The organism is Enterobacter sp. UNJFSC 003 (assembly GCF_036903355.1).
Taxonomy (GTDB): Bacteria; Pseudomonadota; Gammaproteobacteria; order Enterobacterales; family Enterobacteriaceae; genus Enterobacter.
Genome location: NZ_JBAKHK010000007.1, coordinates 71324 through 82799, shown reverse-complemented (window position 1 = coordinate 82799; position 11476 = coordinate 71324). Strand labels below are relative to the sequence as shown.

Annotated in this window: 16 protein-coding genes; 10 read left to right on the top strand and 6 right to left on the bottom strand. The window is 48.7% G+C overall.

Annotated features, from left to right (window positions below):
• Nucleotides 1–14: 14 nt before the first annotated feature.
• The 6 genes from V5P19_RS16550 to V5P19_RS16525 all read right to left on the bottom strand — a co-directional run bounded on the left by V5P19_RS16550 (nt 15) and on the right by V5P19_RS16525 (nt 3824).
• The gene (locus tag V5P19_RS16550; RefSeq protein WP_334405190.1) at nt 15–377 is read right to left on the bottom strand and encodes an arsenic metallochaperone ArsD family protein; all 363 of its coding nucleotides are present in this window, start codon (nt 375–377) and stop codon (nt 15–17) included.
• Between the two features lie 75 nt (nt 378–452).
• Nucleotides 453–998 carry a sigma-70 family RNA polymerase sigma factor gene (locus tag V5P19_RS16545; RefSeq protein WP_334405188.1) on the bottom strand — a complete coding sequence of 182 codons (546 nt, stop codon included), beginning with the start codon at nt 996–998 and terminating at the stop codon, nt 453–455.
• Between the two features lie 8 nt (nt 999–1006).
• Entirely contained in the window at nt 1007–1720 is a 714-nt protein-coding gene (arsH, locus tag V5P19_RS16540) for an arsenical resistance protein ArsH (protein WP_334405186.1), read from the bottom strand.
• Nucleotide 1721: 1 nt separating this feature from the next.
• On the bottom strand, nt 1722–2045 hold the full coding sequence (locus V5P19_RS16535; protein ID WP_334405184.1) for a metalloregulator ArsR/SmtB family transcription factor: 324 nt from the start codon (nt 2043–2045) through the stop codon (nt 1722–1724).
• 259 nt (nt 2046–2304) lie between these two features.
• Nucleotides 2305–2925, bottom strand: a complete 621-nt coding sequence (locus V5P19_RS16530; RefSeq protein WP_334405182.1) for an inovirus-type Gp2 protein — start codon at nt 2923–2925, stop codon at nt 2305–2307.
• A 689-nt stretch (nt 2926–3614) separates the two neighbouring features.
• Entirely contained in the window at nt 3615–3824 is a 210-nt protein-coding gene (locus tag V5P19_RS16525; protein ID WP_275388224.1) for an AlpA family transcriptional regulator, read from the bottom strand.
• Nucleotides 3825–4399: 575 nt separating this feature from the next.
• Here V5P19_RS16525 and V5P19_RS16520 point away from each other — a divergent pair.
• The 10 genes from V5P19_RS16520 to V5P19_RS16475 all read left to right on the top strand — a co-directional run bounded on the left by V5P19_RS16520 (nt 4400) and on the right by V5P19_RS16475 (nt 10911).
• Entirely contained in the window at nt 4400–5212 is an 813-nt protein-coding gene (locus tag V5P19_RS16520) for a hypothetical protein (RefSeq protein WP_334405179.1), read from the top strand.
• 209 nt (nt 5213–5421) lie between these two features.
• Nucleotides 5422–6177, top strand: coding sequence for a GTPase (locus tag V5P19_RS16515; RefSeq protein WP_334405177.1), 756 nt, complete (start codon nt 5422–5424; stop codon nt 6175–6177).
• 305 nt (nt 6178–6482) lie between these two features.
• Complete coding sequence (locus V5P19_RS16510) at nt 6483–7034, top strand: hypothetical protein (protein ID WP_334405174.1); 552 nt, start codon at nt 6483–6485, stop codon at nt 7032–7034.
• 4 nt (nt 7035–7038) lie between these two features.
• Entirely contained in the window at nt 7039–7665 is a 627-nt protein-coding gene (locus V5P19_RS16505) for a hypothetical protein (protein WP_334405172.1), read from the top strand.
• 209 nt (nt 7666–7874) lie between these two features.
• Nucleotides 7875–8693 carry a DUF932 domain-containing protein gene (locus V5P19_RS16500; RefSeq protein ID WP_275388219.1) on the top strand — a complete coding sequence of 273 codons (819 nt, stop codon included), beginning with the start codon at nt 7875–7877 and terminating at the stop codon, nt 8691–8693.
• Nucleotides 8694–8936: 243 nt separating this feature from the next.
• The gene (locus tag V5P19_RS16495; protein WP_334405168.1) at nt 8937–9413 is read left to right on the top strand and encodes an antirestriction protein; all 477 of its coding nucleotides are present in this window, start codon (nt 8937–8939) and stop codon (nt 9411–9413) included.
• A 12-nt stretch (nt 9414–9425) separates the two neighbouring features.
• Nucleotides 9426–9968, top strand: coding sequence for a DNA repair protein RadC (radC, locus tag V5P19_RS16490; RefSeq protein WP_334405166.1), 543 nt, complete (start codon nt 9426–9428; stop codon nt 9966–9968).
• Nucleotides 9965–10186 (top strand): DUF987 domain-containing protein, encoded by a 222-nt coding sequence (locus tag V5P19_RS16485; RefSeq protein WP_012543032.1) that lies wholly within the window; start codon nt 9965–9967, stop codon nt 10184–10186. Before radC ends, V5P19_RS16485 begins: the two co-directional genes overlap by 4 nt.
• Nucleotides 10187–10211: 25 nt before the next feature.
• On the top strand, nt 10212–10568 hold the full coding sequence (locus V5P19_RS16480; protein ID WP_334405160.1) for a type IV toxin-antitoxin system YeeU family antitoxin: 357 nt from the start codon (nt 10212–10214) through the stop codon (nt 10566–10568).
• 19 nt (nt 10569–10587) lie between these two features.
• Complete coding sequence (locus tag V5P19_RS16475; protein ID WP_334405158.1) at nt 10588–10911, top strand: TA system toxin CbtA family protein; 324 nt, start codon at nt 10588–10590, stop codon at nt 10909–10911.
• The last annotated feature ends 565 nt before the right edge of the window (nt 10912–11476 follow it).

Here is an 11476-nt window from a genome sequence, read left to right as displayed (position 1 = left end):
TAGCTCCTCTGTAATTAAGGCATACGTGGAATGCAGCAGCAGCTTGGTTGCGTGCTGTCTTCACTCCAGTCCTGAGGAAGCTGAATACCGGCCCAACGGGCGATATCTTCACGATTCGGGAGTTTGCCTGCCATTACGAGTTTGCCGTCGAGCAAGGTCACTGGAAGGGACTCTAGTCCCGAAGTGTTCAGAAACTCTTTGATGACAGGGTCATTCAGGAACTGCTGCGGGTTTTTCGCAAGGCTATGCCGCTGAATATCAACGCCATTTTTTTTTGCCCATTCGGCGCTGGCGTTCCATTTGACAGCTTCGTCACTGACCACAACGCTACTGGTTGCGCAGCAGCCTGCAGCTTCAAAGATCTCAATTTTTGACATGGAGTGTTTACCTCAGTGTTTAGTCATTTGGCTTTACACTGAGGTAAACGAAGGTGGTGGGAAAAAGATGCGCGATTAATTCATTTTTTTGTGGCAGCAGACGGGAGACGTGTCATCCGCCTCAATCTGACAAAGTTCTGTCATCGTTTCTTTCAGGTGCTTTCTTGCCCGAAGCAAACGGGATTTAAACGCCGTAAGCGTAATTCCCAGTTCATCGGCCAGAGACTGCTGGGGACGCCGGTTAAGGTCGGACTCTTCAATCAACCACCGATCATCTTCGGATAAAGCCTGTAATGTTTCAGGCAGGCAAATATCCAGCGTTGAGATTGCATCAGGGGATGCGTTTGTTAATGGGGCATCTTCTTCCAGATCAACAAACTCCCTGGTGGTGCGGTACTCATCAATCAGCAGATTCCTCGCCGCCCGGTACAGCCAAGCTCGCGGATTCTCCATCCCGCAGAAACTGTCTGAATGAGCGCGGGCACGTAGGAATAGCTCTTGCAGAAGGTCTGCTGCTTTTTCGCTATCGCCAGTCTTTGATGTCAGAAAGCGAGAGAGTTCGGCTTCATGTTGCCGCCAGAACACGCTCATGCAGTTGTTGAATGCTGTTACATCACTCATACCAGCCCTCAAATTTTGCTCTGATTAACCCGCCGTGAAAGTTCTTCTGCAGACTCTTTTCGTTCGCTGTAGCGATCAACGAGATAGGCTGAGTTACCTCGGGTCAGCAGAGTAAATTTCACCAGTTCTTCCATCACATCCACGATCCGGTCGTAATAAGACGACGGCTTCATGCGTCCATCTTCATCAAACTCCTGCCAGGCTTTTGCGACAGAGGACTGATTCGGGATGGTGATCATCCGCATCCAGCGGCCAAGAATGCGCATCTGGTTTACGGCATTGAAAGACTGAGAGCCACCGCAGACCTGCATAACGGCCAGTGTCTTACCCTGTGAAGGGCGAACTGCACCTTCTGATAACGGTATCCAATCAATCTGGGCCTTCATGATGCCGGTCATCGCACCATGGCGTTCAGGGGAACACCACACCATCCCTTCGGACCAACGAACCAGCTCGCGCAGTTCCATGACTTTAGGATGCGAGTCAGGCGCATCATCAGGAAGAGGCAAGCCAGAAGGATTGAAGATCCGCACTTCTGCGCCCATGGCGGTCAGTAACCTTGCCGCTTCTTCCGTTGCCAGTCGGCTGTAGGAACGTTCGCGCGCAGAGCCGTACAACATGAGGATACGTGGAGGATGGGGAACGGCAGGAACACCGAATCTTGCCTCTGTGATTGAGGTGTCGAACAAACCCGAATCAACATTCTTAAGATCACCTGTCATTTTACTTCTCCGTCGTCTGGGGCAGGGTGAGGCAGTCGTCAGTTCCTGAGCAGCATTCTTCTGTCAGGAAGGCAATCAGAGCCTCGAGGTTTTCATATCGAGCATGGCAAAAGAGCGTTCTACCCTGACGTTCCTGGCGTACCAGAGAAACTGATATCAGCGATGAGAGATGATGGCTCAGCGTAGAGGCAGGGATGTCGAGCCGCTTCTGCAGTTCGCCAACCGGTAACCCTTCATGTCCGGCTTTAACCAGCTCTCTGTACACGCTCAGTCGTGTAGGATGACCCAGCTCTTTCAGAGTGTCTGCTGCTTTTGAAAGCTCCATTTGTGTCTCGTTTCTATATTTCCGGAATAATGGAAATATTAACTCATTTTCCCATCAAACCATAGTTCAATATGTTTGAGGGTGAACTGGAGCAACGACTTAATCTGCAACGGTGGATACACGGTGGTATGAATGTTAAATAGGTTGACGGGGATTTAGTTGTTGCCAGTCCGATGCGAGATCTGGTGTGAGTTCCTGGGCTGACAATCACACAGAGTTCTGCCAGTGCCGGGAGAAAATCTCCCTGCACTGTACTGACTTATCTTATGCTTCCCCCGAATGAGCGTTCTTCATTGTTGTAGGACTTGGTGTATTCTTTGGCATAGTATTCCAGGTGGCTCCGTAACTTCAGTATCTGTTGCCCAAAGCGGTCCACCCGAAGACGCTCCAGATAGTGCGGCGTATTGGTGAGGTTAACCAGCGTCCTGTACTCAGGGAATTCGAGCAGACCCAGCGCACTTAGCCAGGCCTCGCAGATATAACTCCCCAGATTATGGTCTTCTTTCGAATAATTCCCTAATCCATTAAACGTATCTTTGTTAACGAATATCGCCATGTGGTAATGTGATTTACCGCTGGTTCCCACCTCGCGCACCCAGACGTATCTCAGGTCCGTTGGACACACCTGATGGCCTTCCCGCTTACGTCGTTTCTGATGGGTTGTGACACGGGATATCAGCGCCCCTATGACTCGTTCCATCAATCCTGAACTCAGATCAGGGACACAGGCAATACTGTCGCCCGTATCACGATATTCAGGCAGTCTGAGTACGAAGGTGAATACGGATGTCCTGGCGTGGGCTTTTGTCGCGAAGTTGATGATATCCGTAATACGTTTCATATAACCCGGATTGATTTGCCCAAATTTCCTGTTAGTCATAAATATTACTCCTTTTGAGTCTGTTTCAGACGAGCGAAGTCCCTGCCAGAGCGAATGGCAGTAATGAATACATTGGTTGTTTGATATTTATGCCTTTACTGGGTAGGGGGCGTTATTTTCCCGTTGTTATCCCCTGGTAGTTATAACTTAAGAGTTAATATTGTGGTTTCTATTTGTGAGATGCGGCTCTCTTTTTGACATTTAACACATATTTTTTTGAATGTGTATTAAGGTATTTAAATTGAAATGATGCATATGGATTGCATAAGCGGAATTATTGCATGCACTCTGTTGATTTATATTTAATTAGTCAGTGTTGTGTGTTTCATACTAAAAACACATGAATTCCTGGAGATACATTTTAATCATTTTTCATATCTGCCTACATATACCATTAGCTTGTTTATGTATGTTTATATGTATTTATATCTTAGGGTATTAGTCTCTTTGCATATAATATATATACTGTACAACTGAATATAACTTATATACACAAAAGCCTTTCCACATGCGGGGCTTTATATTATAGGCGTTCAGAGTTTACTCCAGGGTTAGCAATTCAGAATATAAATAAAAATCTGATAATCAGGATATTCGGAAGTGCTCATGGACAACATCTGTTTTGTCCATTTATGCTTCTGCCAGGCCACCAGGAGCTAAACCTTACTTCCACTATTTTACAGACATGCTCAGTTACCCCGGGAGTCTGCTATGCGCTGCTGCAACCAGGCTTCCACTTCGCTCTTTAGCCAGCGCGAGCTACGACCCAGTTTGATTGGCTTAGGAAAGAGTCCTTCACTGATGAGTTTGTAGAACCATTTGTCTGTCATTTCGGTATAGGTGGTGATGAATGCCATATCGACAAGCTGGTCGTTCAGCAGAGCAGGTGATGTATTCATGGGGATATCTCCTTTACGTTGAATGTGAAAAGGAGGAATGACTGGTTCTCAGTGTTGTGTTGCAGCCTTCCTCAGGGGATGGAAGACCGTGTAAAAAATCAATGAAGCTGGCTGTTACCCACTTTCCTCTGTCGCATAAGAGATGCATAAAACGTCACTTCTTTTACCCGGAGCAGATGTCATGCCATAGCGGTCCATTGGGTATGACGGGCAGCGTCTGAGAAGATTGTTATCGCAGTAATTTTTAACTAACTTCCGGTTAAGTGAGATTCTCAAGGTAAAAAAGAACCTTCTGAGTAGATGGTATCTGGTAAGTTACAGAAACTACTGCATTTAAATTAACGCAATGAATTTAAATGTTAAAATTGAAAGTAGCCTACTTTTATAGGTCACTTTTAAATTTTATAGCATGTAATTAATAACCTATACCTTATCAATTTTAGGGTACTTTTTATTTTTTAATTACCATCAAATTAAGGTAAATTGGTTGTGCGATAGTGATGGGTGGAGTTCCGGAGCAGGAATGTAAACCAGCAGGTAAATGCAGAGAAATCAGGAACAGCCGGGGGGGATGTATGGCGTATAAATACAAAGCAACGATGTACTATTCTGATGAGGAGACTGAGGCGTTTCTTCGTGACAAAGCGGTGAAGTCGAATGGGAAAAAAAGTGCGTCTCATTATCTTTACTCTCTGGTCACAAAAGAGAGAGAGAATTTGATGGCTAATAATGACATCAAAGGTAAACACGTTCCGGTTCAGCTTTTTCCCGAATATGTTAATTCGAGGGAATTCAGTGTGAACGGTTCGGTTGATTTCATCGGACTGCCTGAGGTGTACTTCCCTAATAACGGAGAGAGCTCCTTGATACGGCAAAACCATAAGTCTTTGATGGAAACAATTGACGATAAAATTCTTGAACACGTTGCTAATCATTTTAGCAATCATGGTCACGAAGTTAACGATAAATCGTTTCGGATTGTGCTGAAGACATATGTGGCGTGTTATTACTGTAATACCAGCACTGCCACCGGATTGTACTCAGGGACCTTTACTGCAACGTGCAGGATGATTACTGTCAGCAGGAGCGAATGGGACAAATGTGGCGGGGTGCTGGATTTTGAAAACTTACGCTATATAAAATACGAGGCTGTCGCTCAAGCAGGACGAAGAATTCCCAGAGGTCTGTGTAAGGTCGCTGAATCGTCCCGGACAGATACAACCGGGGCATTTTTTATACCGGTATTAACTTTACCAAAAAAATTCCCTGAGAAGACGTTACCTGAATCTGTGATTATCAAAGGGGTTGATATTTCATTTAGTAAAGAACGTCTGAAGTTTAAAGCCATGAATGAAAGCCAGAAGAAGAGGTATCTGCTGAAACCTTAACGCCGGGTGATTGAGTTGTAAATTATTTCAGGCCTATATTACTCCTGTGATATTGAACAAGATTGTTTTATCACAGGTGAAATATGAACAATGAATCCTCTAAAATAATGCCGCTACAGCAGCTCCTTTCACAGTTACCTGCTGATGCTACAGAAAAGATATACCGTCAACTCAGCAGTATCATAAGTTATGAACCCTGTATCGGACTGATGGGAAAAAGCGGCACAGGGAAATCCAGCCTCTGCAATACCCTGTTCAGCCCACCTCCCGCCAGGGTTGATGCCATCAGCGGCTGTACCCGTACCGTTCAGCGCTATCGGGTCACTCACGGCACACATACCCTGACACTGGTAGATTTTCCGGGTATTGGCGAAACCCCGGAGCTGGACAGTCTGTACCGTAGCCTGTATCAGGCGTGGTCCGGCAGGCTGGACCTGATTGTCTGGGTACTCAAAGCCGATGAACGGGCCTGGAACGAGGATATCCGCTGTTACCGCGATTTACTCCGCAGCGGAGCAGAACCGGAGCGCTTTCTGTTTGTCCTCAGCCAGGCAGACAAAATAGAGCCCTGCCGGGAATGGGATGGGCTGAATCACCGGCCCTCGCAACAGCAGCAACAGAACCTGCAGGCTAAAACCCGACTGGCTGAAACCCTTTTCGCCACTGCCCACCCGGTCATTGCCGTCTCTGCTGCAGAGCACTACAACCTGCATCACTGGGTGGAGGCCCTGATACTGGCGTTACCAGTACACAGCGGCAGCGCAGTTTCCCGCCATCTGCACCCCGAACTTCGGACCGACACAGTCAGGGAAACTGCCCGTGATGGATTTGTCCGTGTGACCGGGGAGATATTTGATGAAGCGGTGAACACTCTGAAGACTTCCGGGATTCTGGTTCACTATCTTCACCAGATCCGCCACCGGTTGCTGACTGTTGCCCGCGCCGTCTGGCATCTCCTGTTCTGATTTTATCGTGTCTTTTCTCAGCACCTGTTCGATCTGTTTCGACGATCGAAATGAAACCGGATAATAGGTATTGACTATCAGATTAAGTTTATCGATCGTCTCATTCGATAGAAAATAACGATCGGTAATCAATTATCGATCTGAATTAACGATTATCACACCAGAAAGTTAGGCAGTACGATCTGCGCTGAAAATAACCAGCAAACCTTTCTTAACCATCCCAGTAATTTGTTTATTAAGGAGTATTTTATGTCTTTGTGCGTCCCTGTGTTTAACAGAGAAAAGAGCAATTCGGGGGAATCGCTATGAAATCTTATCCGTTATTACGTCAGGACCTGTTCGCATGGTGTCTGGCGGCAATTCTCCCGACCCTCTGGATTGTGCTTTACCTGAACTTTCCGCAGGGCGTTGCCGGGGTCATTTATATGATTGTTGCCCTAGTCTGGGTGTTACTGGACCGGATAAACCTGATGAAGCAGGGCATCACACCACCTTCATGGCTGTGGTTTCCTCTGAATTTTGTTTACCTTCGCCAGCGCGACCAGATGCAGGGCAAATCGTGGCGGCTTCTGCAGGTCTGGTTGCTTTGTACAGTGCTGTCATTCGTGGCGATAAATCAGTTTAAGAAAACCTCAGGTACAGAAAATCTGGCGCAGAGTGCCTGTGCCGTCGTGACGAAAATCCTGCATAAAGAGGGGAGTGATGAGCGCTGTATCCGCGTCACGGAAATGCATGAAGAGGTCAGCGGTCGTTTCTGGCAGGCGCAGGCATTGCTGAATACCGGTGTAAAGGAGCCTGTGACCATTGAGGTCAGGGGCCGGGATATTTATGTCGTTTTACCCGAAGCGGGAGAGTGAAAAAATGAAAACGGTAAACGTTATCGCCCGGCTGCTGATTGTCGTCGCGGTATTATGGACTCAGGTGAGCCGTGCTGCTGCCTATGACATTAAACCCGTTATCGTCACAGGCGAGGTGGCAGGAAATGTGCAAGTCATGCATGACCACATCATGGATGGCGTGGATGATTTTATAATTAGCGCCACAAAGGGTAAGGAAACGCAGAAGTTTATTCTTACCTGCAACGGCCCGGAAAAGCGCCTGAATATTTTCTACTGGCTGAAAGATATCACCGGAGGTAAGGCATCAGGCGCAACGGGTATGACCATCCAGTATTACCCGGAGGAAGAGCGTCAGATAAGGACACATGCGGAACAGACAGTGACACTTTTCGACAGCCAAGTCTCACCGGATCTTACACGCGCAGCGTCACGTATGCTGAATTATAAAAAGGGAAGCTTTGTTTTCCATTTCTATGAAAATGACGGCGTATCCGATCACGGTCCAGTGGCATGGAGCTGGCAATATCCGGCCCCGAAACTGGCCCCGGCGCTCGCTGGCGCACTCGTATCCGCCAAGGCCAATAACTGCAGCCTGGCGCAGGGTGAAACCCGTATTGCCTCCCTCGCGCGTCTGGCCGACCATCAGTAAGGATACTGACATGATAGCAGGCGTTCTCTATCTAACATCCTGCATTGTTTATGTCTTGGTCCTTGTTCTGAGTTAAAGCCTACTCTTCTGGCATCCCTAGTACTGACCGTATTCCCCCAGGTATTAACCCCGTTATTTTTGTTCACTAAAAGGCCGTACTTCCTTCGGGAGGTATGGCCTTTTCATTTATGTAATCAAAGGAGTTACCCATGCGCTTAGCCAGCCGTTTTGGCACTGCCAGCCTCGTGCGCCGCGACCGTCCGTTAACCCACGATGAACTGGCGCACTACGTGCCCAGCGTCTTCAGCGAAGAAAAACATGAATCCCGCAGCGAACGTTACACGTACATCCCGACCATCACCTTGCTGGATAACCTACAGCGGGAAGGCTTCCAGCCGTTCTTTGCCTGCCAGACCCGCGTGCGCGACCTGAATAAACGCGATCACACAAAGCACATGCTGCGTCTCAGGCGTGAGGGGCAAATCACCGGCAAACAGGTCCCCGAAATCATCCTGCTTAACAGTCACGACGGCTCCAGCTCATACCAGATGCTGCCGGGCCTGTTTCGTTTTGTCTGCCAGAACGGGCTTGTCTGCGGCGAAACCTTTGGTGAGGTGCGCGTCCCGCACAAAGGCAATGTGGTGGAAAAGGTCATTGAAGGGGCTTACGAGGTACTGGGGATTTTTGACAGGGTTGAAGAAAATCGGGATGCGATGCAGTCGCTGCTACTTCCCCCACCGATACAACAAGCTTTTGCCAGAGCCGCGCTGACGTATCGCTTCGGGGAAGAGCACCAGCCGGTGACGGCATCCCAGATACTGATACCCCGCCGCTATGAAGACCGTCAGGACGACCTGTGGTCAGTTTTCAATCGTTGCCAAGAGAACCTGCTGAAAGGGGGTCTGTCAGGACGTACTGCCAAAGGCAAACGCAGCCATACTCGCGCGGTTAAAGGCATAGACGGCGACGTTAAGCTCAACCGGGCACTCTGGGTGATGGCGGAAGAACTGCAGCAGGCACTGAGCTGATGCCACCGCTGCCTGATAGCGCCCGCCAGGCCACCCTGGAGAATAATCCATACAGCCGCTCTATCTCCGATGACGACTTGTGCGCATGGTGCTCACACCTTCTTTATCGACCCGGTGAACTCAGCCAGTGCAGCTTAAGCATCACTGAGGGGAGCTGGCCTTCGTGCTGTGATGAGGATGGCTATGCGCAGTCCTGCCCATCACTTCGTCTCGACAACCTATATGAAATACAAAGGAAACTAAATGAACAACATACTCATCCTGACCAGCACAGTGGCTGAATCCCCCGCTTCACCACACGCTGATACAGTGCGCATCGTATGTACGCCCGTGCCCGATGAACAGCGTACTGCCTTCTGGTCGCAGCACTTTGGCTCCATTCCACAATGGATAACCCTTGAAACCTGTATTTTTGCCTGGATGGACCGGCTGTGTGCCGATTACCACGGTGGTATCTGGAACTTTTCGACGCTCGGTAACGGCGGTGCTTTCATGGCTCCTGAGTCAGAGAACGATAAGACGTGGGCATTGTTCAACAGCATGAACGGCAATGGCGCAGAGCTCACCAGTGAAGCAGCAGGGATAATCGCCTGCCTGATGGCATACAGCCACCACGCTTGTCGCACCGAATGTGACGCGATGACTGAGCACTATTATCACTTACGTGACTACGCGCTAAACCATCCGGAATGCAGCGCCATTATGCATCTAATCGACTGAGGAATACCTGACATGAATATCGCATTATCCCCGGTATCATCACAGCCTGAACTTTTTCCGCTGGCGGTTATGGCTCAACATGATTACCTGCTTACCGCGACATCCGGATTAACCCCCTATGCCCAACGCACCATTCGTCGTGCTATCAACTTGCTGGATAAATATCTGCGCCAGCCCGGCATATCCTTCACCTCAAGCACTGCTGCCCGTGACTGGCTTCGGTTACAGCTGGCCGGACAAGAACGGGAAGTGTTTATGGTGCTCTATCTCGATAACCAGCACTGTTTACTGGAGAGCGAAACGCTGTTTGCCGGTTCGATTAACAATGTCCAGGTCCATCCCCGTGAGGTAGTGAAGTCAGCGCTTCGCTTCAATGCTGCAGCTGTCGTACTGGCGCATAACCATCCATCCGGTGACCCGAAGCCCAGTCAATGCGATCGCAACATTACGGGCAGGCTTAAAGAAGCGCTAGCACTGGTTGATGTGAACACGCTCGATCATCTGGTCATCGGTTCAGAGGGCATTGTGTCGTTCGCAGAGCGAGGCTGGATATGAAAATCATCAGCAAACGCCAGGCAATGACCCTGTACCGGCAACATCCTGGCTCCCGACTGTTTCGCTTCAGTACGGGCAAATATAAATGGTCAGGCAGTATCTGCCATTATGCTGGCCGCGAGGTGGAGGACATACGCGGTGTTCTGGCCGTGTTTGCTGAACGTCGTCAGGACCGCAATGGTCCCTATGTCATTCTTCGAAGTGTTACTCTCAATTAATCCTTTACTTTAATCAGGAACAATAATGAACAATCACTCAGAATCTGGTGACAAGCCGGAGAATCCAGCCTGCCAGCAGTGGGGGCTAAAGAGTACGATCACACCCCGTTTTGGAGCTCGTCTGGTGCAGGAAGGCAACCGGGTGCATTTTCTCGCTGACCGGGCCGGATTCAACGGTGCTTTCAGCGACGATGACGCGCTGCACCTGGATCAGGTCTTTCCGTTGATACTCAAACAACTGGAGCTGATGCTCACCAGCGGAGAACTCTCTTCCCGGCATCAGCACTGCGTCACGCTATATCACAACGGACTCACGTGCGAAGCCGATACTCTTGGTAGTTGCGGCTACATATATATCGCCATTTATCCCACTCAATATTAATTACTTTCACGAGAACAAAATGAAATATCAACCAGCAACAACCCTGTGGGCAGCGAAGCCATGCCTGTCGCCCGTGGCTGTCTGGCAAATGCTACTTACACGGCTGCTGGAACAGCATTATGGTCTGACGCTAAACGATACACCTTTCTGTGATGAAACCGTTATACAGGAACATATCGATGCCGGTATCACCCTCGCTAATGCCATTAACTTTCTAGTGGAAAAGTACGAACTGATTCGTATCGATCGCAAAGGGTTTAGCTGGCCAGAACAAACGCCATATCTCACGAATATTGATATCATAAGGGCCCGCCGCGATCTGGGTTTATTAAATCGTAATTAGTCTGATACTAACGGCGTCGCTGCTTTCGAGTATGTCTGCCATTTGCTATCATCTCGCTTCCTGCTGATTTATCGACAAAGGTAATTACTTGAATTCAAAGCCTCTGTGCTTTGGGGGTATCTTTGGGGGTATAAGTTAAGATATAACTTGGGAATTATATATTTTTCAAGTTGTTGTAGGGTTTGTTCTAATCCCTTCGCCCGCTCCAATCTCCTGATAAATCAACAAGTTATGATTTATCAGTTAGTTACGTTGCCCCGCTTTAGCAGGTACAACTTAAACTCCCCATTGCTCTACGCCCGCACCTGTCGCGTGATTGGTCTGTGGTACAAGGGAGCATATCATCACGCTGGCGGTGGTTCTGAGTTCTTACCGCGACAGTAAACAACGAACAAAAAGCCGTATACCTGGCATAACTCCCGAACAGATTGATCGCACGCATTTAAGCCCGATGTGTGGCCCTATGAGCCACGTAAACAGGTGTAAACGTACCTGCACACGACATGCAGGCTCTGCCAGCGCTTCGCTCACGCTCCTAACAGTACACGAGCACCCTGATAAGGTG